At 65.4% G+C, this 25,187-nt stretch carries 23 protein-coding genes; 14 read left to right on the forward strand and 9 right to left on the reverse strand.

From position 1 onward, the window contains the following. The first annotated feature begins 138 nt into the window (after window positions 1-138). From EAH75_RS09060 to EAH75_RS09075, 4 genes are all read left to right on the forward strand, one after another. Complete coding sequence (locus EAH75_RS09060) at window positions 139-2,367, forward strand: DUF5916 domain-containing protein (protein ID WP_140648311.1); 2,229 nt, start codon at window positions 139-141, stop codon at window positions 2,365-2,367. Window positions 2,368-2,514: 147 nt separating this feature from the next. After that, on the forward strand, window positions 2,515-3,747 hold the full coding sequence (locus EAH75_RS09065; protein WP_140805206.1) for an MgtC/SapB family protein: 1,233 nt from the start codon (window positions 2,515-2,517) through the stop codon (window positions 3,745-3,747). 107 nt (window positions 3,748-3,854) lie between these two features. Continuing rightward, window positions 3,855-4,373 (forward strand): M48 metallopeptidase family protein, encoded by a 519-nt coding sequence (locus tag EAH75_RS09070; protein ID WP_140648313.1) that lies wholly within the window; start codon window positions 3,855-3,857, stop codon window positions 4,371-4,373. A 2-nt stretch (window positions 4,374-4,375) separates the two neighbouring features. After that, on the forward strand, window positions 4,376-5,017 hold the full coding sequence (locus EAH75_RS09075; protein ID WP_140648314.1) for a DUF6348 family protein: 642 nt from the start codon (window positions 4,376-4,378) through the stop codon (window positions 5,015-5,017). Window positions 5,018-5,080: 63 nt separating this feature from the next. Here the strand turns inward: EAH75_RS09075 and EAH75_RS09080 are convergent, their stop codons facing one another. From EAH75_RS09080 to pdhA, 3 genes are read right to left on the reverse strand one after another with little or no spacing between them, the layout of a single operon-like run. After that, window positions 5,081-6,460: a dihydrolipoamide acetyltransferase family protein gene (locus tag EAH75_RS09080; protein ID WP_140648315.1), complete on the reverse strand. Its 1,380-nt coding sequence runs from the start codon at window positions 6,458-6,460 to the stop codon at window positions 5,081-5,083. A gap of 20 nt (window positions 6,461-6,480) precedes the next feature. After that, entirely contained in the window at window positions 6,481-7,461 is a 981-nt protein-coding gene (locus tag EAH75_RS09085) for an alpha-ketoacid dehydrogenase subunit beta (protein ID WP_140648316.1), read from the reverse strand. A 3-nt stretch (window positions 7,462-7,464) separates the two neighbouring features. Continuing rightward, window positions 7,465-8,550, reverse strand: a complete 1,086-nt coding sequence (gene pdhA, locus EAH75_RS09090) for a pyruvate dehydrogenase (acetyl-transferring) E1 component subunit alpha (protein ID WP_140648317.1) — start codon at window positions 8,548-8,550, stop codon at window positions 7,465-7,467. A 207-nt stretch (window positions 8,551-8,757) separates the two neighbouring features. Between pdhA and EAH75_RS09095 the strand changes: the two genes are divergently transcribed. Both EAH75_RS09095 and EAH75_RS09100 read left to right on the forward strand, forming a co-directional pair. Then, complete coding sequence (locus EAH75_RS09095; protein WP_140648318.1) at window positions 8,758-9,606, forward strand: tryptophan 2,3-dioxygenase; 849 nt, start codon at window positions 8,758-8,760, stop codon at window positions 9,604-9,606. Window positions 9,607-9,715: 109 nt separating this feature from the next. Beyond that, on the forward strand, window positions 9,716-11,221 hold the full coding sequence (locus EAH75_RS09100; RefSeq protein WP_140648319.1) for a peptide MFS transporter: 1,506 nt from the start codon (window positions 9,716-9,718) through the stop codon (window positions 11,219-11,221). Window positions 11,222-11,260: 39 nt separating this feature from the next. Here EAH75_RS09100 and EAH75_RS09105 read toward each other — a convergent pair whose 3' ends face one another. Together EAH75_RS09105 and EAH75_RS09110 are read right to left on the reverse strand one after the other, a co-directional pair. Further along, a complete protein-coding gene (locus tag EAH75_RS09105; protein ID WP_140648320.1) occupies window positions 11,261-11,941 on the reverse strand; it encodes a toll/interleukin-1 receptor domain-containing protein in 681 nt (226 codons plus the stop codon). 3 nt (window positions 11,942-11,944) lie between these two features. Then, window positions 11,945-12,808, reverse strand: coding sequence for a Tll0287-like domain-containing protein (locus EAH75_RS09110; RefSeq protein ID WP_206666210.1), 864 nt, complete (start codon window positions 12,806-12,808; stop codon window positions 11,945-11,947). A gap of 376 nt (window positions 12,809-13,184) precedes the next feature. Here EAH75_RS09110 and EAH75_RS09115 point away from each other — a divergent pair, with 376 nt between their 5' ends. Then, on the forward strand, window positions 13,185-14,693 hold the full coding sequence (locus EAH75_RS09115) for a peptide MFS transporter (RefSeq protein WP_140805208.1): 1,509 nt from the start codon (window positions 13,185-13,187) through the stop codon (window positions 14,691-14,693). 52 nt (window positions 14,694-14,745) lie between these two features. Here EAH75_RS09115 and EAH75_RS09120 read toward each other — a convergent pair whose 3' ends face one another. After that, a complete protein-coding gene (locus EAH75_RS09120) occupies window positions 14,746-15,240 on the reverse strand; it encodes a MarR family winged helix-turn-helix transcriptional regulator (RefSeq protein WP_140648322.1) in 495 nt (164 codons plus the stop codon). A 134-nt stretch (window positions 15,241-15,374) separates the two neighbouring features. On the opposite strand from EAH75_RS09120, the gene hppD reads away from it, so the two are divergent. The 6 genes from hppD to EAH75_RS09150 all read left to right on the forward strand — a co-directional run bounded on the left by hppD (window position 15,375) and on the right by EAH75_RS09150 (window position 21,913). Continuing rightward, window positions 15,375-16,445, forward strand: a complete 1,071-nt coding sequence (hppD, locus tag EAH75_RS09125; RefSeq protein WP_140805416.1) for a 4-hydroxyphenylpyruvate dioxygenase — start codon at window positions 15,375-15,377, stop codon at window positions 16,443-16,445. Window positions 16,446-16,457: 12 nt separating this feature from the next. Next, window positions 16,458-17,768, forward strand: a complete 1,311-nt coding sequence (gene hmgA, locus EAH75_RS09130; protein ID WP_140805210.1) for a homogentisate 1,2-dioxygenase — start codon at window positions 16,458-16,460, stop codon at window positions 17,766-17,768. Beyond that, window positions 17,765-18,361: a lectin gene (locus EAH75_RS09135; protein ID WP_140805212.1), complete on the forward strand. Its 597-nt coding sequence runs from the start codon at window positions 17,765-17,767 to the stop codon at window positions 18,359-18,361. Before hmgA ends, EAH75_RS09135 begins: the two co-directional genes overlap by 4 nt. Before the next feature lie 150 nt (window positions 18,362-18,511). Then, entirely contained in the window at window positions 18,512-19,498 is a 987-nt protein-coding gene (locus EAH75_RS09140; protein ID WP_140648325.1) for a fumarylacetoacetate hydrolase family protein, read from the forward strand. A gap of 193 nt (window positions 19,499-19,691) precedes the next feature. Continuing rightward, the gene (gene hemN / locus EAH75_RS09145; protein ID WP_140648326.1) at window positions 19,692-21,092 is read left to right on the forward strand and encodes an oxygen-independent coproporphyrinogen III oxidase; all 1,401 of its coding nucleotides are present in this window, start codon (window positions 19,692-19,694) and stop codon (window positions 21,090-21,092) included. A gap of 59 nt (window positions 21,093-21,151) precedes the next feature. Beyond that, window positions 21,152-21,913, forward strand: a complete 762-nt coding sequence (locus tag EAH75_RS09150) for a helix-turn-helix domain-containing protein (protein ID WP_140648327.1) — start codon at window positions 21,152-21,154, stop codon at window positions 21,911-21,913. Window positions 21,914-21,922: 9 nt separating this feature from the next. Here EAH75_RS09150 and EAH75_RS09155 read toward each other — a convergent pair whose 3' ends face one another. The 3 genes from EAH75_RS09155 to EAH75_RS09165 all read right to left on the reverse strand — a co-directional run bounded on the left by EAH75_RS09155 (window position 21,923) and on the right by EAH75_RS09165 (window position 24,366). Further along, window positions 21,923-22,810 carry a universal stress protein gene (locus tag EAH75_RS09155; RefSeq protein WP_241668923.1) on the reverse strand — a complete coding sequence of 296 codons (888 nt, stop codon included), beginning with the start codon at window positions 22,808-22,810 and terminating at the stop codon, window positions 21,923-21,925. A 29-nt stretch (window positions 22,811-22,839) separates the two neighbouring features. After that, window positions 22,840-23,418, reverse strand: a complete 579-nt coding sequence (locus tag EAH75_RS09160) for a GNAT family N-acetyltransferase (protein WP_140649563.1) — start codon at window positions 23,416-23,418, stop codon at window positions 22,840-22,842. 189 nt (window positions 23,419-23,607) lie between these two features. Further along, entirely contained in the window at window positions 23,608-24,366 is a 759-nt protein-coding gene (locus tag EAH75_RS09165) for a cyclic nucleotide-binding domain-containing protein (RefSeq protein WP_140648328.1), read from the reverse strand. A gap of 256 nt (window positions 24,367-24,622) precedes the next feature. Here EAH75_RS09165 and EAH75_RS09170 point away from each other — a divergent pair, with 256 nt between their 5' ends. Beyond that, on the forward strand, window positions 24,623-25,180 hold the full coding sequence (locus EAH75_RS09170; protein ID WP_140805214.1) for a cytochrome b: 558 nt from the start codon (window positions 24,623-24,625) through the stop codon (window positions 25,178-25,180). Window positions 25,181-25,187: the final 7 nt, after the last annotated feature.

The following is a 25,187-nucleotide window of genomic DNA, read 5'->3' on the forward strand; positions in this document are numbered from 1 at the left end:
GCCTGCCACAAGTCATGCGTGACTTATGGCTGTCGATTCCAGCTAAACGCAAAGTGCATTCTGCGCATCTATCCGACGCGGCGAATTCATCGCGGCGTGGCGCAATCGGGCGCGACCTCATCTGGAAATCCCCACGACATGCGCATGGCATGCCTGCTGTTTGTGACCCTTGCCGCGCTGTCGGCACCCGCACTGGCTGTCCACATCGACGGCCACATCAAGCCCGATGAATGGAGGGGTGCGCGCCACATCACCGATTTTCGCCAGACCCAGCCGCTCAGCGGCAAGCCTGGCTCGCTGCATACCGAGGCCTGGATTCTGGCTACGCCGAAAGGTCTGGCGGTGGCATTCCGCTGCGATCAGCCGGCGGATGTTCCGCGCACGCACCAGCGCGTGCAGCGCGATTTCGAGGACCAGGTCGACCGGGTCAACCTGATGGTCGATTTCGACGGCGACGGACGTACCGGCTACGACTTCGTGGTCAGCTCGACCGGCGGCGTCAACGATGCCGTCATCACCAACGAAATCACTTTCAACAAGGATTGGGACGGCAACTGGCAGCACGCGGTCAGCGAGGACGCCAGCGGCTGGACCGTGGAAATGCTGATTCCCTGGTACATCGCGCCGATGCACACGGCCCACAACGGCAAGCGCACGCTCGGCGTCTATCTTGACCGGGTGACCGGTTCCACCGGCGAGCGCGATTCGTGGCCGGCGGCCAGCTTCATGCGCTCGCGTTTCCTGTCCGACTTCAGCCCGGTGGTCGTGCCGCAGTACAGCCAGTCGCTGCTGGCCGTCACGCCGTACATGTCCGGCCTCTACGACAACGTGCACGGGCGCAGCCATTTCCAGGAAGGCGCCGACCTGCTGTGGAAGCCGAACGGCCAGTTCCAGCTGACCGCCGCGCTGCATCCGGATTTCGGGCAGGTCGAGAGCGATGACCTGGTGGTGAATTTCGGTGCCACCGAAACCTATGTGAGCGACAAGCGCCCGTTCTTCACCGAGAACCAGGGCATCTTCGATTTCAGCCTGCTCGACGACAACAGCCAGCTCATCTACACCCGCCGCGTTGGCGGGCCTTCCGATGACGGCCAAGGTGCCGCTGACATCAACGCTGCAGTGAAGCTAAACGGCAGTGTCGGCACCACCAGTTACGGCGTGCTGGCAGCGGACGAGGATGGCCCGGCGGGTCGCTTCTTCGGCGCGGCGCGGCTGACCCACGATTTTGGCGACCAGAGCCTGGGCATGATGCTGACCCGCGTCGACCGGCCGTGGCTGGATCGCGAGGCGACCGTGCTCGGTGTCGACCATCACTGGCGACCGACTCCGAAATTGACGATAGCAACCAACGTGGTCGCCAGCGACATCCTGCAATCCGGCACGCATACGCGCGACAGTGGCGGCACCATCCTGGCCGACTACGAGATGGGCGACGGCTGGCGCCAGCAATGGCTGGGCATGCATTTCGGCAAGCAACTGCAGGTCAATGACTTCGGCTACCTGGAGCGCAACAACTTCAACTACGGTCACTGGGAAGTGCGCAAGCGCTACACCGCGCTGCCCGCCGATTCGGCCTACAGCTCGCACGACTGGCGCTTTCGCATCGACGCGCTGGACAACGATCAGGGGCTGCGCCTTCGTCGCCAGCTGCGCATCGCCCGCAACAGCACCCTGCGCAACGGCGCCACCGAAGTGGTGCAGCTCAATGTCAACAGTGCCGGCTGGGACGACTTGCTGACTCGCGGCCACGGCGCCGTGTTCCTGCCGCCGTCGGTGGACCTGGTTTACGAGCGCATCAGCCCGCGCCACGGCGACTGGGCGTTCAAGCTGGATGCGGAGCTCATCAGCGGCGGACTCGGTGGCAACCGGCAGCTCGGCTACGACGTCAAGTTCATTCCGACCTATTTCGTCAGCGACGCGTTCAGCATCTACGCCGGCCCGTACTACGAACACCTGCCCGATTGGCTGGTATGGCAGCACGATACCTTGATCGGTCGCTACAACGAGCACACCGTGCAGCTGGATGCCGGTTTCGACTGGACCATCGACGGGCGTCAGGAACTGCGCGTGAAGCTGCAGGCGATTGGCCTGAACGCGCGCGTGCGTGGCGGCTACCGTGTCGATGGCAGCGGTCGCGCCGTTGCCAGTGCCGACCCGGTCGATGACTTCAGCCTGCGCAATCTCGGCCTGCAGATCCGCTATCGCTACGAGCTGGCCCCGCTGTCGTACCTCTACGTGGTGTACGGCCGCGGCGGTTACGCACTGGACGGTTACGCGCGCAACGCCAGCGACGTATTCGGCAACAGTTTTGCGCTGCGCGACGACGAGCAGCTGCTGGTCAAGCTGAGCTACCGCTTCGACATCTAGCAGCGACGCCATCGCGGGCGGACGCGCCTGGTTGTTCGCGCAGGGGATGCGCAACCACCGGATTGCCGGCACGACTTTCGGCCGGCGCTGCGGCATGATCGTGCCTTGGCCGGGACGCGGCTTCTGATCCGGCGCGGGAGTGGCTACATGGGTGTCGTTTTCTCCTGGACCGGTTTTGCGATCGCACTGGCCCTCGGCCTGCTGATCGGGGCCGAGCGCGAGCGCCGCAAGGGTGGTGGCGGCAGTGCGGTGGCGGGCATCCGCACGTTCGCCCTGGTGGCGCTGCTGGGAGCGATCAGCGCGAGCTTCGGCGTCGCGATGCTGCTGCTGGCGCTGGCTGCGCTGGCGACGTTGCTGGCAATCGCCTATGCGCGCGATACCGACAGCGATCGCGGCCTCACCACCGAAGTCAGCCTGCTGCTTTGCCTGGTGCTGGGCGCTTTGGCCACGCGCCAACCCACGCTGGCTGCGGCACTGGCGGTGGCGGTGACGATCCTGCTGGCGGCACGCGAGCCCATGCACCATTTCGTCCGCGGTGTGCTGACGGCAGACGAACTGAACAATCTGCTGGTGCTGGCCGCCGCCACGCTGTTGATACTTCCGCTGCTGCCGGATCGACAGCTCGGGCCGTTCGACGCAATCAACCCGCGCGCACTCTGGCTGATCGTGATCCTGATCATGTCGATCGGGGCGGCTGCCCACGCGCTGCTGCGGATCGTGGGCAGCCGCATCGGCTTGCCGCTGGCCGGGTTGCTCTCCGGCTTCGTCTCCAGCTTGGCCACCATCGGCGTGATGGGCGCCAAGGCGCGCGAGCTGCCGGCATGGCGAGGTGCGGCCATCGCGGCGGCAGTGTTGTCCACCGTGGCCACCTTTGTGCAAATGGCCGCCGTGCTCGCGGTAACCGACGTGGCGACGCTTCGCGCGCTGGCGGTGCCACTGATCTGCGGCGGTGCCGCCGCGGCGATCTACGGCGCGCTGTGGACATGGAAGGGCCTGCGCCTGCACTCGGCCGATCCGGTCCAGGGCAGTGTCGTCTTCAGCGTCAAGGCGTCGCTGTTGCTGGGGCTGACGATCGCCGTGGTGCTGCTGGTGTCCGCCGCGATGCGCGTGTGGCTGGGCGGGCGCGGCTTGGCCATCGCCGTGGGCATCGCCGGCTTGGCCGATACGCATGCGCCCGCGGTGTCGGTGGCGACGCTGGCTGCCGCGGGCAGGATCGAGACGGCGGCCACCGCCGTGCCGATCCTGATCGCGCTGACCAGCAATACCGTGTCCAAGGCCGTGGTCGCGTGGGTCAGCGGCCAGCGCGAATATGCGCGTCCGGTGCTGGCTGGCCTGGCGGTGGTGCTCGCGGCGACCTGGCTGGGCTGGTGGCTGGGCTGAGCTGAGCCGTCAACCAACGGGCGCACCGTTGCCGTCCGCGGGAAGTGGAGTGGGTGCAGCTGGCCGCGCCAATGCGCGTGAGTCGGCGCAATGCGAGAATGTGCGGCATGACCGCGCTGAAATATCTCCAGGCGTACCCCGCCGCGCTGCAGGACAGGGTGCGCGACCTGATCGCGCAGCAACGCCTGGGCGAGCACCTGGCACAGCGCTATCCGGCACGCCATGACGTGCAGAGCGACCGCGCGCTGTACGGCTACACGATGGACCTCAAGCAGCGGCATCTGAAGAATGCGCCGGGCATCGACAAGGTGCTGTACGACAGCAAGCTCGACGTGGTGCGCAACGCGCTGGGCCTGCACACGGCAATCTCGCGCGTGCAGGGCAGCAAGCTCAAGGCGAAGAAGGAGATCCGGGTGGCCGCGCTGTTCAAGGCGGCGCCGCCGGAATTCCTGCAGATGATCGTGGTGCACGAACTGGCGCACCTGAAGGAATACGAACACAACAAGGCGTTCTACCAGCTGTGCACGTACATGCTGCCGGACTATCACCAGTTGGAGTTCGACCTGCGCGTATATCTGACCTGGCGCGAGCTGCCGTCAATGACCAACACACACAAGCAGGAATGACGATGGACAGTGCGGCGCTGCAGAAATACCTGCTGCGGTTGTTCGAGCGGCACGATGTCGAGCTGGAGCCGGACGAAGACGGCTGGCTGGTCACCGATGACGACTTTCCGGCGATCCGCGCCAGCTGGCACGAAGGCGTCGCGGGTGAGCCGGGCCGGCTGGACGTCGACGTCGTGTTGAGCGAGGAGCGGCGCATCGAGGAAAGTTTCGTGGGCTTCGGCGGTGCGGATGCCGGTTGCCGCGATGCGCTGCAGACCTTCGAGCACAACGCGTTCCACCCGCTGCTGGCCGCCTGCTGGTATGTCACCGACGACCGCCGGATGCGCATCACGGCGTGGGATATCGGCGTGCGCACCTGGGACGTCTTCATCGGCCCGTTCAACGTGCGCGGTAATGGTGAGCTGACCGTTCCCGCGGAAGTGATGGATTCGATCGAGATCGCGTTGAAGCGCGAAGCGCTCACGCCCGAACTTCACTGGCTGCGACTGACCCATCGCCATACCGGCGACGACGCGCGCTGCGAAGCCCTGCTCGACAATGAGCCGTGGACGGCGGGAACGCTGGCGCTCGACGCGGTCGCGTGGCCGGATGGCGCCGACTACAGCGCGAGCTGCTTCGTCTTGCTGGACGTGCGCGACTACTGATCGCCGCCGGAAACGGACAGGGCGCCCGCAGGCGCCCTGTCTTTCATTGCGTCGAATGCCGGATCAGTTCGGCAGCGCCAGATCGTCCAGCATCGCCTTGAGGAACCTTGCGGCTTCACCGCCGGTGGCGGCGCGGTGGTCGAAGGTCAGTGACAGCGGCATGCGGCGATGCACTTCGATGCCGCCAATCACCGCGACCACGTCGTGGCTGAGCTTGCCGGCACCGACGATGGCGACGGTCGGCGGCACCACCACCGGCGTGGCGTAGCGGCCGGCGAACATGCCGAAGTTCGACAGGCTGATGGTGTGGCCGGACAACTCCGAGGCCGGGATCGTGCGGTCCTCGACCTGCGTGCGCAGGCGCTTGATCGCGGCACGTACGCCGGCCGCGTCGAGCACGTCGGCGTTGCGCAGTGCCGGCACGAACAGGCCGTCGTCGGTGTCCACCGCGATGCCGATGTCGACCTGTGGGTGCAGGGTGCGGCTGAGGTTCTTGCCGTCGAACCAGGCGTTCAGTGCCGGCACCGTCTTGCAGGCGAACACGATGGCGCGGATCAGCCGCGCGGTGATGTCCTGCTTGCCGATCCACGCATGCAGGTCGGCGTCGTCGACCAGGGTGGTCGGCACGACCTGGGCGTGGGCATCAGCCATCACGCGGGCCATGTTGCGGCGTACACCCTTGAGCTGCTCGGGCTGGCCGCTGGCGGTCTGCGACGGCGGCGCGGTGCGCACCGGCTTGCCGGCCAGTGACACCGGTGTACGCGTGGCGTCGGGCTGCGGCAGTTCGGGTGCCAGATGGCGACCGGCGGAGGCGGGAACAGCACGCGCCGGAGCAGCGCCGAGCGCGGCCGAACCGTTCGCGGCAGCATCCTTCACGTCCTTCATCGTCACCACGCCGTCGGCACCGCTCGGGCGCACGCGGGAGAGGTCGACCTTGAGCTTCTTCGCCAGCGCGCGCACGGCGGGCACGGCCTTCACGCCGCCGATGTTGGCGGCCTGCTCGACGTGCACGTGGCTGCCGCTGACCATCGCGCCGACCACGGTGCCTTCGTCTTCGCGTGCCGCGGTCTCTTCGACTTCGCCGCCTTCATCCGAAGCGACCACCTTGCGGCTGTCGTCCGCGGCCGGGCTGCCGACGCTCTTCTTCGGACCGTGATGATGACCGGTGGATTCGGCCTCGGCGCGCTGCTTGGCGTTCGGGTCCGGCTCGAACTCGGCCAGTGCAGCGCCGGTCTCGATGATGTCGCCAGCGGCACCATGCAGCTTGGTGACCTTGCCGGTGTACGGCGAGGGCACGTCGACCACCGCCTTGGCGGTTTCCATCGAGCACAGCGGCGCGTCGAGCTTGATGCTGTCGCCCACCTTCACGTGCCACTCGACGATGGTGGCGTCGGGCAGGCCTTCGCCGAGGTCGGGCAGGTAGAACGTCTTGATATCAGCCATGGGATCGGGTCCGTTGAAGGTTAGCTGGCGGCCAGTGTGCGCTTGGCGGCGTCGACGACGCGCTCCACGCTCGGCAGGTATTTCATTTCCAGGCGGAACAGCGGGATGTGCGTGTCGAAACCGGTGACGCGCTCGACCGGCGCGAGCAGGTCGTACATGCACTCCTCGGCCAGGCGCGCGGCGATCTCGGCGCCGAAACCGGCGGTCTTCGGTGCTTCGTGCACGATCACGCAGCGGCCGGTCTTCTGCACGGACTCCGCGATGGTGTCGAAGTCCAGCGGGGTCAGCGTGGCGACGTCGATCACCTCGGCGCTGATGCCCTGCGCGGCCAGTTCATCGGCCGCTTCCAGCGCTTCCTTAACCTGCGCGCCCCAGGTCACCAGGGTCACGTCGGTGCCGTCGCGCAGCACGAAGCACACGTCGAGCGGCAGCGCCTCGCCGTCGTCCGGCACCTCCTCCTTGTACTGGCGATAGATGCGCTTCGGCTCGAAGAACATCACCGGATCGGGATCGCGGATCGCGGCAAGCAGCAGGCCATAGGCACGCGCCGGCGACGACGGCATCACCACGCGCAGGCCGGGGATGTTGGTGAACAGGTGCTCGTTCGCCTCGGAGTGATGCTCCGGTGCGCGGATGCCGCCGCCCCACGGCGCACGGAACACCGCCGGCACGGTCAGGCGGCCGCGGGTGCGGTTGCGCATGCGGGCGGCGTGGCAGGCGATCTGCTCCATCATCGGGTAGATGAAGCCTTCGAACTGCGCTTCGGCGACCGGCTTCATGCCCTGCACGGCGAGACCGACGGTGACGCCGGCAATCGTGGTTTCGTCCAGCGGCGTGTCGAGCACGCGCAGCTCGCCGAATTTTTCCTGCAGGCCCTGGGTGGCGCGGAACACGCCGCCGTTGAGGCCGACGTCCTCGCCCAGCACCATGACGCTGTCGTCGTGGGCCATCTCATAGGCAAGTGCCTGGGTGACGGCTTCGATAAGAGTGATTTGTGCCATGACTCAATGACCCTTGTTTTCAAGCGAGAGGACGTAATCGCGCTGCTTGGCGAGATCGGCGGGGACTTCGGCGAAGATGTAGTCGAACATCGCCGAGACCGGCTGGGTCTTGGTCTCGAGATAGGCATTCACCTCGTTGTCCATCCACTCGTCGCACTCGGCCTTCCAGGCTTCTTCCTTGGCGTCGTCCCACACGCCCTTGGCCACCAGCCAGTTGCGCAGGCGCTTCATCGGCTCCTTTTCCCAACCGTCCTTCACTTCCTGCTCGCCGCGGTAGCGGCGCGCATCGTCGGCGGTGGTGTGGTCGCCGAGGCGATAGGTCACCGCCTCGATCACGCTGCCGCCCTTGCCGCTGCGGGCGCGTTCCAGCGCATCTTCCATTGCCTTGCGCACGGCGATGATGTCGTTGCCGTCCACCTGGATCGAGAACAGGCCGGCAGCGATGCCTTTCTGCGCCAGCGTCGGCGCGCCGGATTGGATCTTGCGCGGTACCGAGATCGCCCACTGGTTGTTGACGATCACGCAGACCAGCGGCAGGTTCTGCGCGCCGGCGATGTTGATGGCGCCGTAGAAGTCGCCCTTGGACGAACCGCCGTCGCCGATCGTGCAGACCGCCACGCGCTTCTCGCCGCGGATCTTGAACGCCAGCGCGCTGCCGGCCGCATGCAGGCACTGCGTGGCGATCGGCACCGACCAGGCGAAGTCGTGCCGCGCCGGTTCCTTCTGGTAGTCGTTGCCGCGCTCGTCGCCGCCCCAGTACATGTACACCTCGCGCGGCTGCACGCCGCGATAGAGCTGCGCGCCGTATTCGCGGTAGCTCGGTGCATACACGTCTTCCGGTTTCATCGCGCTGCCGATACCGACATGCGCCGCTTCGTGGCCGAGGCAACTGGCGTAAGTACCGAGCTTGCCGGTGCGCTGCAGCGCGATCGACTTGGCGTCGAATACACGGGTCGACAGCATCAGCTTGTACAGCTCGACCATGTGGTCGAGGTCCTTCGCGAATTCTGGCAGATCGTCACGGACCTGCTTGCCCTCGGCATCGAGGTATTGCAGGTATTCGATTTCAAACTTGGCGGCGATGGTCACGACTCGCTCCGGGGTGAGGAAGAGAGGGGAAAGGCATGGAACGCGGCATTTTACCGAGGGTCGGCGATGGCCGTATGTCCGGATAAGACCGCACTTGATAACAGGCCGGCATGTTGCACTGCAAGGTACGGCGCAGCATTCGTGTGCGTACGGCACGACCCGCAGCAACCGCTAAAATGATCGATCTTTGCAGGACGACGAAGCCGCATGAGCGACAACCAGCGTGATATCGAGGCAGGCATCCAGACCGATCTGAATGGCCAGATGACCTACGGCGGTTACTTGCATCTGGACACGTTGCTGTCCGCGCAGCAGCCGCTGAGCCAGCCACCGCATCACGACGAGATGCTGTTCATCGTGCAGCACCATGTGTCCGAGTTGTGGATGAAGCTGCTGATCCACGAGCTGAAGGCCGCGGTGACGCATCTGCAGGCAGACGACATCGACGCCTGCCTGAAGATCCTGGCACGGGTGAAGCAGGTGCAGCGCCAGCTGTTCGAGCAATGGGCGGTGCTGGAGACGCTGACGCCGTCGGAATACCTGGAGTTTCGCGGCGTGCTCGGGCCCTCGTCCGGCTTCCAGTCGCTGCAGTATCGTCAGATCGAATTCCTGCTCGGCAACAAGAACGCCGACATGCTCAAGGTGTTCGCGCATGATCCGGCTGCACAGGCCCAGCTGCGCGCGGTGCTTGAGGCGCCCAGCCTGTACGACGAATTCCTGCGTTATCTGGCGCGCCGCGGTCATGCGGTGCCGGCCGAACTGTTGCAGCGCGACTGGACCCGGGCCTATCGGCGCAATGAGGCCTTGCTGCCGGTGCTCAAGCGCATCTACGAAGGCCGTGCGGATTTCTGGCCGGAATACCACATGTGCGAGCAACTGGTGGACGTGGAAGAGAGCTTCCAGCTGTGGCGCTTCCGCCACATGAAGACGGTGGAGCGGATCATCGGCCATCGCCGCGGTACCGGTGGTTCGTCCGGCGTGAGCTTCCTGAAGAAGGCGCTGGACCTGGAATTCTTCCCCGAGCTGCTGGACGTGCGCACCCTGCTCGGCAGCTGACGCGGTTGCGCTGCATTGACGGCACCGGTGCGCCGCGGTTACACCTGTGCGATTGATTCGCCATCTACCGATCGCCGCACGATCCGCGGTGACAAGACCCAGGGACAGCATGAACCAGAACATCGACGCCGTCGGCGACGCACCCGACTACCCGCAACTGCTTGGCCATCCGCGCCCGCTGTGGATGCTGTTCATGACCGAGTTCTGGGAGCGCTTCGCGTTCTATAGCTTGAGCTGGGCGCTGGCGCTATACGTGGTGGCGCAGTTCTATCACGGCGATCCGGCGGGGCAGGGCTGGGCCAGCGGCATCTACGGTGCATGGGTGGCGCTGATCTACGCGATGGGCATCTTCGGCGGTTACATCGCGGACAAGGTGATCGGCTACCAGCGTTCCATCCTCATTGGCGCAGCGGTGATGGCGCTGGGGCTGTTCGCGATCATGCTGCCGGACAAACAGTTGTTCATGGTCGGCCTTTCGCTGGTGATCGTGGGCAATGGCCTGTTCAAGCCCAACATCTCCTCGATGGTCGGGCAGCTCTACGCACGCGATGACGAGCGCCGCGATCGCGGCTTCACCCTGTTCTACATGGGCATCAATGGCGGCGCGCTGGTGGCGCCGCTGCTCACCGGCTGGCTGGCCAGCTATTTCACCGACACGCCGCTGGAACAGAACTACAAGGCGGTGTTCGGCGCGGCCGGAGTGGGCATGCTGCTGAGCCTGCTGTGGTTCTGGATCGGCCGTCGCCAGCTCAAGAACGTGGGCCGTCCGCTCGCGGACCAGGCCAGCCGCATGCGCGTGGTGTGGGTGCTGCTCGGCGTGGTGGTGGCGGTGCCGCTGGTCTACCTGATGCTGGCGTATGTGGGCGCCGCCTACCTATCGTGGCTGCTGGGGGTGCTGTTCATCGGCGTGGCGGTGATGTTGCTGGTGGAAGGGCAGCGCCACGATCGCGTGCAGGTGCACCGGGTGATCGCGATGCTGATCATTTTCGCGTTCAACATGCTGTTCTGGATGTTCTACTTTCAGCTGGGCACGTCGTTCAACTTCCTGGCGCAGAACCTGGTCGATCGACAGATGTTCGGTGGCTGGGAGTTTCCGGTGGGCTGGTTCCAGTCGGTCAGTCCGCTGGCGATCATCCTGCTGGCGCCGCTGGTGTCCCTGGTGTGGGCGCTGCTCGCCGCTCGCCGGCGCGAGCCATCCATTCCGCGCAAGTTCGGCCTGGGCCTGGTCTTCAACGGGCTGGGTTTTGCGGTACTGATGTATGCGTTGTCGCAACTGCTCAATGGCCATGGCCTGATTCCGTTCTGGCCGCTGGTGCTGTGCTACGTACTGCAAACGGTGGGTGAGCTGTGCCTGTCGCCGATCGGCCTGTCGATGGTGACCAAGCTGGCGCCGCCGCGGCTGGTCGGCCTGGCGATGGGTGGCTGGTTTCTTTCGCTGGCGGTGGGCGGCAACCTGTCGGGCCTGCTGGCTGGACACATCAGCGGCGACAATGGCATGACCGCGGCGTCGGCGTTGAGCGGTTTCACTTTCAGCTTCTGGTTGCTGGTCGGCGCCGGCGTGCTGTTGCTGCTGATCTCGCCGTTGATCAACAAGCTGATGCACGGCGTGCGCTGATCGGCACGGGGAACCGGGCATGCACGATGGCGCCGTCCGCTATGTGCCCTTGCCGATTCGCCAGCAGGCTTCAAGAAATAGCCGTCGTTCCGATTTGCCATCAATTTCCGTTGCGAGGCGCTGCGCGATGACATCCAGATCGCCGCCGCTCTGCGCGGCCCGACGTACCAGGTGCCCGGCCACGGGCCCGATGCGCCTGGCGAGTTCGACCTCCAGCAGGCGCAAGTGCGCGGCATCGACGCCAGTCGGGTGGGTGATATCGGCTGGTCCGGTGTCCCGCGATGGCCGGTGTCCGGTCGGGAGATCGTGCGCGGCGTGTCCGCCCATGGTGGTATCGAGGTAGTCGCACAGGCGATCGATGTGCGGCTGGAGTGGCGGGGGGAACGCATCCATCCAGTGCTGTGCGCTGAGGAAGTACTCCAGGCTCCTTGATGGCAACACATCCTCGATCCGGAACGGAAGAATCGGTAGTTGCTTGTGCACGGCCCGCTCGACCTCGCGCCGCACCTGGCCCGAGTCGTTGCTGCTGCCGGAGAAAACCAGAACCATGAGCCGCGCACTGGAAATCGCATCGATGATTTCGGCGGCCCAGTCGGCCGCTGGAGACACGTCGCGCGGTGCGATCCATACGCTGATGCCGCGCGCCTCCAGGCGTTGCACGAGAGTGAACGCGGCTTCCCGATCCGGTTGCGAATAGCTGACGAACAGGTCGTGGGCCACGGCTCAGCCACCCAGCATCCGCAGCGCCTTGTCCAGGCTCTTGCGCATGCGGTCGAAGGCGGCCGACAGTGCGGCCACCTCAGGCCCGCCACCACGCGGAAATTCCGCCGCCGAGGTATCGCCGAGGCTTACCTGGTCGGCTATCCGTGCGATCCGGCGCACCGGGCGGATGACCAGCACATAGAGCGAGGCGTTGACGACCAGCAGTACGCTGACGAGCATGGCGGCGATGGCGGTCAGCACGTCGCGGCGGACGCGTCCGGCGCTCGACTCGGCGCTGGCGAATGGCTCCGAGACGATTTGTGCGCCGACGATCTCGTTGGGCTGCCAGCCGAATCCGTTGTCGCTGCCATAGCGTGCGAGCATCGTTGGCGGTGCCATCGAAGGCAGGCTGTGACAGCTCAGGCACCCGGGCTCGACGCGAATCGGGCGCGCCAGGTAAAGGACCCTGCCCAGTGGGGTGTCGCGCGTCCCGCTCACTTGCCTGGTGCTGGTGTCGTTGCGGAAGCGCTGCACGATGTCCGCTTCCCAGTCGGTTGCGCGGTCACGTGGATTGGTCGGGTTGAGCGTCGCTTCCTTGTAGGAGTAGTCGGGGTGTTCCTTGTGCAGCGTGAGGAAGTTCTGCGTCGCGGCATAGAACGGCACGCTCTGCGGACGGAACGCGCTGACCATCTTCTCGTCGAGCAGCGGCCCGATCTCGGTTTCCGTGTAGGAGCGGATCGCCTTGGCGCTGTCCAGCATCAAACCGGCCTGGGCGAGCACCTCGCGCGTTGCGTTTTGCTGCAACGTCGAGGTCACGATCAGGGAGATCGCGAACATGCCGAGCGCGAATGCGACTAGCAGTATCAGGTTGATTCGCAGCAGCACAACAGGCTCCCATTGCCGGAGCGCAGGTCCACGGGCTCCGATCCGACCGTGTTCATTGTCGCTGGAACTTCAGTGACGCCCGCAGGGCGCCGCGCGTGCCATTTTTGCGATTATGCTCCCAACGCATCTGGCTGTTGCTGCTGATCCGCCGTTGATCGACAAGCGGATGCACGGCGTGCGCTGATCCGGGCGCGGGGCGTCAAGATGAAGGGCGACCCCTGGGTCGCTCTTCTGCATGTATGTCGTGCAAATGTCGATGCCGGATCGATGCGTCGTGCTGCAGTGCATTTGACGCAGCGTGCGACCAGCGGTTACACCTTCCCGCAAGAAATTACTGGTCCGCACGTGAAGTGCCGATCCATCAACGGGGAAATCCATGAACCAAGCCACCGACACGACGCCGGGCGCCGCGCCCGACTATCCACAGATGCTCGGCCATCCGCGGCCGTTGTGGATGCTGTTCATGACCGAGTTCTGGGAGCGCTTCGCGTTCTACGGCATGCGCTGGGCGCTGACGCTGTACATCGTGGCGGAGTTCTTCGGCGGCGATCCCGCCGGCCAGGCCTATGCCAGCCGCACCTACGGCGCCTATCTGGCGCTGGTGTACGCGGCGGCGGTGTTCGGTGGCTATGTGGCAGACAAGGTGCTGGGCTACCAGCGTTCGATCCTGGTCGGCGCCGTGGTGATGGCGGCCGGCCTGTTCATGATCATGCTGCCGAATCAGCAGATCTTCCTGCTCGGGCTGTCCACGGTGATCGTCGGCAACGGCCTGTTCAAGCCGAACATCTCCTCGATGGTGGGACGTCTGTACGGCCAGGGCGATCCGCGCCGTGACCGCGGCTTCACGCTGTTCTACATGGGCATCAATGGCGGTGCGCTGGTGGCACCGCTGCTCACGGGCTGGCTGGCCAGCCATTTCACCGACACGCCGATGCAGCAGAACTACAAGCTGGTGTTCCTGGCCTCGGGCATCGGCATGCTGATCAGCCTGGCGTGGTTCCTGATCGGCCGACACCAGCTCAAGGGCGTCGGCCGGCCGGCGCCGGAACAGGCCAGCCGCATGCGCATGGTCTATGTGCTGATCGGTTGCGCGCTGTCGATTCCGCTGGTCTACCTGCTGATGGCGCAGGCCGGTGCGGTGGTGCTGCAGTGGTTGCTGAGCGCGCTGTTCGTCGGGCTGTCGGTGATGCTGCTGGTCGAGGGCGTGCGCGAGGGCAAGGTACAACGCGATCGGGTGATCGCGATGTTGCTGATCTTCGCGTTCAACGTGCTGTTCTGGATGTTCTACGAACAGGCCGGCAGTTCGTTCAACTTCCTTGCGCAGAACATCGTCGACCGCAGGATGTTCGATGGCTGGGTGTTCCCGGTGGGTTGGTTCCAGTCGATCGCGCCATTGTCGATCGTGTTGCTGGCGCCGCTGGTGTCGCTGGCCTGGGCGTGGCTGGATCGACGCAGGGCCGAGCCGTCGATCCCGCGCAAGTTCGGCCTCGGCCTGCTGTTCAATGCGCTGGCATTCACGGTGCTGATGTATGCACTGTCGCGGCTGGTGGACGGCAGCGGCCACATTCCGTTCTGGCCGCTGGTGCTGGTTTATGTGATGCAGGTGATCGGCGAGCTCTGCCTGTCGCCGATCGGCCTGTCGATGACCACCAAGCTCGCACCGGTGCGCATGGTCGGCTTCGCCATGGGTGGCTGGTTCCTGTCCACCGGCATCGGCAACAACCTGTCGGGCATCTTCGCCGGACACGTCAGCGGCGAGACCGGCATGACGGTGGCCTCGGCGCTCGGCGGCTTCACTTTCAGCTTCTGGCTGCTGGTGATCCCCGGTGCGCTGCTGTTTCTGGCCGCGCCGCTGATCAACAAGCTGATGCACGGGGTGCGCTGAAATCGGCAAGTCGGGGGTAGCGGCGCGGTGACGGGCAGCGCAAGCGCAGGCCTCAGCGATTCGCTGCTTCCGGGTTTCCGTTTCCGTCGGAAAGCAGCTTGTCCAGGATGCGCGTGAGCCACGCGCGTTCCTCGGCATCGAGCCTGGCCAGCAGCTCGCGCTCGCGCGCACGGGCCATCGGGGCGACTTCATCGTGCATGCGCCAGCCGGCTTCGGTCAGGCCCAGCACCGAGCGGCGCTTGTCGTCGTCGTGAGTCACCCGGCTGACCCGCCCGGCGCCGACCAGCCGCGCCAGCGCACGGCTCACTGCGACCTTGTCCATCGCCGTGCGCTCGGCCACCTCGCGCGCCGACAGGCCCTCGAAGCGTGCCAGCACCGCCATCACCCGCCACTCGGTCACCGAGATGTCGTAGCGACGCTGGTAGTCGTCGGCAATCGCCTGGCTGACCGTGTTGGACAGGATGGAAAGCCGGTACGGCAGGAAATGCTCCAGTTGCAGCGGGGCGTGTTCGGCCGTGGCCGAGGCTGACTTGCGTTTGGCGGGCATTGCGGCGGTGTTCCTTGCAAATGGTTTCATATGAAACTATAACGTGGGAATTACTCCGATGGTGGCAGGCTCACCCGTCGTCATCGTGCACCGACAATCAGGAGAGCGCCATGAACGCCCAGCCGAATCTTGGCATGCAGGTCACCACGTTCGACAACCCGATGGGTATCGATGGTTTCGAGTTCGTCGAGTTTGCCGCGCCGGCCGGTCGCGTCAGCGAGCTGCACGATCAGTTCAAGCGCATGGGCTTCGCCGCCGTGCTGAAGCACAAGACGCGGCCGATCACCGTATACCGGCAGAACGGCGTGAACTTCCTGGTCAACGAGGATCCGGATTCCTTCGCGGCGGATTTTGCCAAGGCGCACGGCCCCAGTGCCTGCGGTTTCGCGATCCGATTCCGCAAGCCCGGCGTGCAGGTACTGCAGACCGTCCTCGACAACGGTGGCGAGAAGATCGACCACAAGGAAACCAGCAAGGCGGTGAATGCGGCCGTGGTCAAGGGCATCGGCGACTGCATGCTGTACCTGGTCGATCGCTACGGCGACCTGGGCAGCATCTACGACGCCGACTACGAGGCGATCGAAGGTGCCGATCAGCATCCGAAAGGCTTCGGCCTCACCTTCATCGACCACCTGACTCACAACCTGTATTTCGGCAACATGCAGAAGTGGTCGGACTACTACGAGCGGCTGTTCAACTTCCGCGAGATTCGCTACTTCGACATCAAGGGTGCCAAGACCGGTCTCGTCTCCAAGGCGATGACCGCGCCGGACGGTATCGTGCGCATCCCGCTCAACGAGTCGAACGATCCGAAGAGCCAGATCAACGAATACCTCGACGCGTATCACGGCGAGGGCATCCAGCATATCGCCTGCTTCACCGACGACATCTACACGACAGTGGAGAAGATGCGCGCCGCCGGCGTGGAATTCCTCGATACACCGGATGCGTACTTCGAGGTGATCGACGAGCGCGTGCCGAACCATGGCGAGGACGTTGCGCGGCTGGCGAAGAACAAGATCCTGATCGATGCCGACCTGGAGACCAGGCAGCGCAAGCTGCTGCAGATCTTCACCCAGAACGCGATCGGCCCGATCTTCTTCGAGATCATCCAGCGCAAGGGCAACGAGGGTTTCGGCGAGGGCAATTTCCAGGCGCTGTTCGAGTCGATCGAGCGCGACCAGATGAAGCGCGGTTTTCTGTAAGGAGCTGCCCTCATGGCGACGATCGTCAGCAACGGTTACCAATCCGGCTTCGGCAACGAATTCGCCAGCGAGGCGATCGAGGGCGTGCTGCCTGTCGGGCAGAACTCGCCCCAGCGCGTGGCGCATGGTTTGTATGCCGAGCAACTCTCCGGCACCGCGTTCACCGCTCCGCGCCACAGCAATCGGCGTAGCTGGCTATACCGGATCCGGCCGGCGGCGGTGCACCAGCCATTCCAGCCGCTGGCGCACGCCACCTTCCACAACCGCTTCGACGAAGCGCCAGCCACGCCGAACCAGCTGCGCTGGGATCCGCCGCCGTTGGCGGGCGCGCCGACCGATTTCGTCGACGGCCTGGTGACCCTGGCCGGCAACGGCGGCCCGGCCGAGCAGGCCGGTATCGGTGTCCATGTCTATACGGCCAATCGATCGATGCAGGGCCGCTTCTTCTACGATGCCGACGGCGAGCTGTTGATCGTGCCGCAGCTGGGCCGCTTGCGGCTGGCCACCGAGCTGGGCGTGCTGGAGATCGAGCCGCAGGAGATCGCGGTGATTCCGCGCGGCGTACGTTTCCGCGTCGAGCTACTCGACGATGAGGCTCGCGGCTATGTCTGCGAGAACTTCGGCGCGCTGCTGCGACTGCCGGATCTGGGCCCGATCGGTTCGAACTGTCTGGCCAATGCGCGCGACTTCCTCACTCCGCATGCAGCGTATGAAGATGTCGACGGCGCGTTCGAGCTGATCGCGAAATTCCAGGGTGCGCTGTGGTCGGCGAAGATCGATCACTCGCCGCTGGACGTGGTCGGCTGGCACGGCAACTACGCACCGTACAAGTACGACCTGCGCCGTTTCAACACGATCGGCTCGATCAGCTTCGATCATCCCGACCCGTCGATCTTCACGGTACTGACCTCACCCAGCGACACCGCGGGCACGGCGAATGTCGACTTCGCGATCTTCCCGCCACGCTGGCTGGTGGCGCAGCACACGTTCCGGCCACCGTGGTTCCATCGCAACGTGGCCAGCGAGTTCATGGGCCTGATCACCGGCGTGTACGACGCCAAGGCCGAGGGCTTCGTGCCCGGCGGCGCGTCATTGCACAACTGCATGAGCGGGCACGGCCCGGACGCGGCCACGTTCGAGAAGGCCTCAAACGCCGACCTGTCGAAAGCGGACGTGATCGGCGGCACGATGGCCTTCATGTTCGAGACGCGCAAGGTGATCCGCCCCACCCGGCAGGCGCTGGCTTCGCCGCAATTGCAAGCGAACTATCACGAATGCTGGCAGGGCATCGCGAAGCATTTCGACGCCGGTCGCAAGTCATGATGCGCGTCGGCCTTGCCCTGGCATGTGCGACGGTGCTGGCGGCTTGCAGCAGTCCCGATCATCCGGCTGCGCCGACGGCGGCACCCGCGGCGATGGCCAGCTCGGCTGTCGCTTCCGCGGTACCCGCCGCGCCGGTGCAGCCCGCTGCGCTGGCGCGCTACGACGGTTATGGCGATATGCATTTCGGCATGGACGAAGCGACGTTCGACCGGGCGTGGGCCGGCGAGTTGAAAGTGACCACGCCTGCGGCGGGTTCGAGTTGCATCAGCAAACGGCCTCAATGGGTGAAGGCGCCGACGGATTTCGCGTTCATGTTCGAAGGCGGTCATTTCGTGCGTTACGACGTCGGCACAGCGAAGGAGATCGCGCCGGGCGGCGGCAAGGTCGGCATGAGCGAGGCGCAGATCGGCAGCCTGTACGGCGATCGCGTCGTCGAGCAGCCGCACAAATATGTGGCTGGCGCAAAATACCTGCGCATCGCGGCAGCGCAGGGCAACGCCGCGCTGCTGTTCGAAACCGATGCGACGGGCAAGGTGACGCAGTGGCGCGTGGGTGTGCCGCCGCAGGTCGATTACGTGGAAGGTTGCGGTTGATGGATGCCGTCCCCCCTGACTGCAGAACAAACCGCCATCCATGGCGGACTTTGGGTTGATGAGTGCCGTCCTCCCTGACGGCGAAGAATAAAACCGCCATCCTTGGCGGACTTTTCAGAAAGCCTGTAGATCTGCCAATCCGGAGTCGCAATGAAACTCGCAAGTCTCAAGGAAGGCGGCCGCGATGGCACGCTGATCGTGGTCAGTCGCGACCTCACCCACGCGACGCGTGCCACCGCGATCGCGCCGACGTTGCAGGCGGCGCTGGATGACTGGTCGAACGCGGCGCCGCGACTCAATGCACTGTCGGACGAATTGAACGAAGGCCGTGCCGCTGGCGCATTTGCGCTGGAGATGACAGCGCTCGCCTCGCCGCTGCCGCGCGCCTACGAGTTCGTCGACGGGAGCGCCTACCTGCCGCATGTCGAGCGCGTGCGCCGCGCGCGCGGCGCCGAGGTGCCGAAGTCGTTCTACACCGACCCGCTGATGTACCAGGCGACCAGCGCCGGTTTCCTCGGCCCGCGCGATCCGGTGGTGGTGCCGAGCGAGGATTACGGCATCGATCTGGAGGCCGAAGTCATCGTGGTCACCGACGACGTGCCGATGGGTGCCACGTCCGCGCAGGCGTCCGAACACATCCAGCTGATCGGCCTGATCAATGACGTGAGCCTACGTGGTCTGATCCCCGGCGAACTGGCCAAGGGCTTCGGCTTCCTGCAGAGCAAGCCGCGCTCGGCGCTGTCGCCGGTGCTGGTGACGCCGGACGAACTCGGCGACGCCTGGCAGGGCGACAAGCTGCACCTGCCGATGCGCACCTGGTTGAACGGTGCGTGGTTCGGCGAGGCCGAGTGCGGCGTCGACATGCAGTTCAGCTTCGCCGAGCTGGTCGCGCACGTGGCGAAGACCCGCCCACTGACCGCCGGCACCATCGTCGGCTCCGGCACCATCGCCAACGAGGATACCGGCAAGGGCGCCTCCTGCCTGGCCGAACAGCGCACGGTGGAAACGCTGCGCGACGGCAAGCCCAGCACGCCGTTCATGAAGTTCGGCGACCGCCTGAAGATCGACATCACCGATACGGTCGGCGCCTCGATCTTTGGTTCGATCGAACAGCAGATCGAACCGCTGAAGCGCTGAGCGGCTGGGCGGGTTCTGTGGGAGCGACTTCAGTCGCGATGTTCTTGCTTTGAAGCTCCAGGGCAAAAGCATCGCGACTGAAGTCGCTCCCGCAAAGTGCTGTCCCTGGTGCATCTGCGGCACGTCGTCGCGGCAGCCGCGCCAGTTGATCCTGATCAAGGCGCGCAGCCGGCCACCTCGACAGACTCCATCCATGGCCAGTCCTGTCTCCATTCCCGAATTCGATCCCGCGCTGATTGCCCGCTACGACGTGGCCGGCCCGCGCTACACCAGCTATCCGACGGCGCCGCAATTCACCGCCGATTTCGACGAGACGGCCTTGCGTGAGGCGATACGAGCTTCCAACGAGGAGCCGATTCCGCGGCCGTTGTCGCTGTACGTGCATGTGCCGTTCTGCATGAGTCCGTGCTTTTACTGCGGCTGCAACCGGGTGATCACCCGCGACGTGGGCCAGGCCGATCGCTATCTCGAGCGGCTGTACCGCGAGATCGAACTGATCGCGCCGCTGTTCGACCGCGACCGGCCGGTGCGCCAGCTTCACTTCGGTGGCGGCACGCCCAATTTTCTGGACGCCCCGCGCATGCGCGAGTTGATGGAGTCGCTCGCGCGCCATTTCAGTTTCAGCCACGAGACGGATCGCGAGTACGGCATCGAGATCGACCCGCGCTTTGCCGATGGCGACTATGTGCGCGGCCTGGGCGAGCTGGGTTTCAACCGCATCTCGGTCGGCATCCAGGATTTCGATCCGGCGGTGCAGCAGGCGGTCAACCGGATCCAGAGTTTCGAGCAGACCCGCGAGGTGATCGAGGCGGCCCGCGTTGCGCACTTCCGTTCGGCCAGCGTCGACCTGATCTACGGCCTGCCGCTGCAGACGATCGACGGTTTCAGCCGCACGCTGGACCAGGTGGTGGCGCTGGGGCCCGATCGTGTCGCCGTCTACGGCTACGCGCACCTGCCGGAGATGTTCAAGGCGCAGCGGCAGATCGACGCGGCCGAGTTACCCGATGCGGCCACCCGGCTGGCGCTGTTCGGTTGCGCGCTGGAGAAGCTGAGCGCGGCCGGCTACGTCTACATCGGCATGGATCACTTTGCCCGCTTCGATGACGAGCTGGCGCGGGCGCAGCGCGCCGGCACGCTGCAGCGCAATTTCCAGGGCTATTCCACGCATGGCGATTGCGACATCGTCGGGCTGGGCGTCAGCGCGATCGGTCGCGTCGGTGACAGCTACAGCCAGAACGCGCGCGACCTGATCGGCTACTACGCGGCGCTGGACGCCGGCCGCCTGCCGGTGGCGCGTGGCCTGCAACTGGACGAGGACGACCTGATCCGGCGCGAGCTGATCGGCGAGCTGATGTGCCATGGCATGCTGGACAAACTCGCCTTCGGCGCGCGCCACCGGCTGCTGTTCGATGAGTACTTCCTGCGCGAACGGCAGCATCTGGCGCCCTTGCTGGCCGATGGTCTGCTCGAGGAAGATGCACGCATGCTGCGGGTGACCTCGCGGGGGCGGTTGCTGTTGCGTATCATCGCCATGTGCTTCGACGCCTATCTGGACGACGCGGCACAGACTTCGCGATATTCGCGCGTGATGTGATCGAGTCTGATCAGATCGAGCGGATCCACGCAGCCCCAACCCGGCATCCCATCACCATCATGCAATCCAAGCACCCGGCAGGCCGCCTGCCCGATCCGCCCAACCCGATCGCCGACGATGGCGACGAGACGCGTTTCTGCGGTACCTGTGCGTTCTCCAGTGCCTGCATTGCGGCCGGTTACCACAAGCCGGAGCTGGCCGAGCTGCAGTGTCTGGTGGAGCATGTCGGGCCGTTTCGCGCAGGCGAACACATCTTTCGCACCGGCGATCCGTTCCGCGCGATCTTCGCCGTGCGTGGCGGCACCGTGAAAACCCGCATGGTCGACAAGGAGGGCCGCGAGCAGGTGCTCGGCTTCTACCTGCCCGGCGAGGTGGTCGGCCTCAACGCGATCTACCCGGAACATTTTCCGTGCGACGCGGTGGCGCTGGACACCACGTTCTTCTGCCGCTTCTCGTTCCCGGCGATGAGCGCGCTGGCTTCGCGCATTCCGGCCGTGCAGCAGCATCTGTTCCGCATGCTCAGCAAGGAGCTGGGCACCGCCAGCCTGCTGGCCGGTGATCACAGTGCCGACGAACGGGTGGCCGCGTTCCTGATGGATCTGGCCAGCCGCTACGCCGCGCGCGGCTTTTCCGCCACCCGTTTCCACCTCAGCATGTCACGCGGCGACATCGCCAATTACCTGCGCCTGGCCGCCGAAACGGTCAGCCGCGTGCTCAGCCGCTTCCGCATCCAGAAGCTGATCCAGATCGAAGGGCGCGAACTGCAGGTGCTGGATCCGATAGGCCTGCGCGCAATCGGGCAGGCGCTGCTGCCGGAGTGAGGTGCCGGCCTAGTGCTGCATCAGCACCGGGATATGCGCCTCCTCCAGCACGCGCCGGGTGGCGCCGCCAAACACACGCTCGCGCATCGGCGAGTGGCCGTAGGCGCCCATCACCAGCAGGTCGACCTGCGCATTGCGTGCTTCCTTCAGCAGGATGTCGCCGGCCAGGTCGGACGAGGCGCGGATGTATCGCGGCCTGGCGGTGACGTGGTGGCGCAGCAGATAGATGAACGGATCGAAGTGCGGCAGGCGGCCGTCGGCGTCGTGGGCGCTGCGCACGTCGCCATCGATCAGGGTGACCTGTTTGGCCATCTGCAGGAACGGCAGGGCGGCGTGGATCGCGCGGATCGATTCGATGCTGCCGTTGCAGCCGATCACCACGTGCTCGAAGCTGGGCTCGCCGCTCCAGTGCGGCGGCAGGATCAGGCACGGCAGCTGGCTGCCGAGAATCGCCTCGCCGAGAATGTCGAGCAGCCCGGATGCGTCCACCATGTCCCGTTCGATCACCGCCAGGTCATGCCAGGCGCCAACATGCCGCAGGGTCTGCGCCACCCCGGTGCTGCTGACCGCCCAGGTGGCCTCGTGCACCCCCGAATGTCGCGCCAGCTCGCCAAACGCGGCGTGCGCGTCGGCGTCGTCGATGCGCGGCGCCATCAGCAGTCCGAGTACGGTGGGGTCGCCATCGGCGTCGCGCAGCATGCGGGTCGACGGATCCACGAAGCAGCCGGTCAGGTTGCTGCCCCAGCGCGCGGCGAGCGCCACACCCGCCACCGCAGCGGTGCTCCACGGGCTGGTGGAGGTCACCAACGCCAGTATGTCGCCGGGGCCGGCGACCTTCGCGGTATCCGCGACGACATCGACAGGGGCGGCTGCGGTTCGTTCCGAGTGCATGGACATGGGCGGTATCCCGGCAGGCAGGGCGGTGGTCACAGATCCAGGATGTGGATGACCTGGCTCGAATCGTCCGGATCAAGTCGGCGATGGAAGCCCAGGTAGCTGGCGAGATCGCGCATCGCCTCGTTGTCGGCGGCGTCGATCGAGATCATCTGCTTGAAGCCGTTCCTGCGGGCGAGGTCGATCAGGTGCCGCATCAACAGCACGCCAAGGCCGCGCTGGCGCCAATCGTCGGCCACGGTCACCGCGCATTCGCAGTGGCCTGACTCGTCGGTGGCGCTGTAGCGGCTCACGCCCACTTCGCGCAGCTTGCCGTTGTCGTGGGCCAGCGCAACGAATGCCATCCGCTGGTCGTAGTCGACATCCATCAACTGGTTGATCAACTGCGGGCTGGCCTCCTTGAATCCGCCCAAAAACCGGAACCGGCGCGAATCGGGTGACAGGCGATGGATGAAATCTTCCTCGCGCTCGCGATCCTCTTCCCGCAGCGGTCGGATCAGCACTCGCGTGCCATCGGCCAGGGATTCGATCCAGTGCGAGCCACCCAGTTTTTCGAAGTGGATGGCGGAGGCGTCGTCAGTGAGGGCTTGGGGGTGGGCGATATCGGACATGGCATGGTTCTCGATGCGGGTGATCGTGCGGCTCCGATGCCCGGCGATCGGGCATGGCGGCTTGGCTTCCTGCACGATCGATTTGTACGCCGGCGCCGGCCGATGCCAGTTGATCTCCGTCAACTGGTCGCCGGGTGCGCGTCATGCGCAGGCAAAAGGGGCGGACGACGGCGTATGGCGCGAAGAAGCTCAGCCGCTGCTCTTCTGCTTCGATGCGGCGTCGGTGCGGCAGAGACTGGCCAGCAGGTCGGGACGCAGGATGCGCACGGATTTGCGATTGACCTCCAGTACGCCCATTTCCTCCATGCGCGAAAACAGCCGGCTCACCGTCTCCACCACCAGGCCGAGATAGTTGGCGATGTCGTAGCGCGACATCGACAGGTTGAGTGCGTTGCCGTCGCGCTGCAGGCGCTGGTAGCGGTCGGACAGGCTGCGCAGGAAGGTGGCCAGCTGCTCCTGCGCCTGCTGCCGGCCCATCATCATCAGATGACGGTGTTCCTCCACCACTTCGCGGCTGATCACCCGCATCAGCTGCCGATGCAACGCAGGCACATCGCTGGTGACCTGCTGCAGCTGGACGTAGGGCAGTTCGCAGATGCTGGAACGCTCCAACGCCTCGGCCTGGCTGACATGCTGGTTCGATGCCAGCGCGTCGAAGCCGATGATCTCGCCGGGCAGGTGGAACGCGAGTATCTGCATGTCGCCGGCCTCGTTCTGCACGAAGGTCTTCAGCGAACCGGAACGCACCACGTAGAGCGCATCGAACTTGTCGCCGTCGCGGTACAGCACGGCGCCGCGGTCCAGCATGCGCTTGTCCTTCACCGTGGCATCCAGCCGGTTCAGGTCGTCAACGCCGATGCCGGCCGGCAGACACAGCTCGTGCAGTGCGCAGGTGCTGCAACTGCGGCGCAACTGATTGAGATCGAGCACAGTGGCGGTGGGTTCCATTAACGCCTCGCGCGCGGGCGGAAATCATCAATCATGAAGTTTCCTGTCTTCGGAACTTAGCACACGACTGCCGCAAGGCAGTGAAAGGGGGCGGGTGCGGCGAAACAACGCAAGCGGCTGCGTCGCCTGTCACCCGCGAACTTGACCGCGCTCAAGTCGGCCCGCCGCCTTTGGGAGCACGCTGCTGGCGCATGAACCGGCCGGGATGGCTGATGCATCGACCGAACGTGACCGAAACCCATTGTTGAGGATTGCCATGAACTGGAAAAACACCACCGATCGCTACGGCTCGCTGTCGATCGCCATGCACTGGCTGATGCTGCTGTTGCTGGTTGGCGTATACGCGTGTATCAACCTGCGCGAGTTGTTTCCCCGTGGCAGCGATCTGCGCGAGGGCCTGAAGACCTGGCATGTCATGCTGGGGCTGGCGGTCCTTGCGCTGGTATTCGTGCGCCTGGCGATCCGCTGGCTGGGCGCCCCGCCGCGCATCCAGCCGCAGCCCGCGCTGTGGCAGCGGCGCCTGGCCGGCCTGATGCACCTGGCGCTGTACGTCTTCATGATCGCGATGCCGCTGCTGGGCTGGCTCACGCTCAGCGCTGCGGGCAAGTCGATCCCGTTCTTCGGTCTGTCGTTGCCGGCCCTGATGGGTGCCGACAAGGCGCTTGCCGATTCATTCAAGGAGCTCCACGAAACCATCGGCACGATCGGCTACTACCTGATCGGCCTGCATGCGGCGGCGGCGTTGTTTCACCACTACATGGCGCGCGACAACACCTTGCTGCGCATGCTGCCGCGGAGGAACCGGCCGGCGTGACCGGCGG

The organism is Rhodanobacter glycinis (assembly GCF_006438785.1).
GTDB classification, from domain to species: Bacteria; Pseudomonadota; Gammaproteobacteria; order Xanthomonadales; family Rhodanobacteraceae; genus Rhodanobacter; species Rhodanobacter glycinis_A.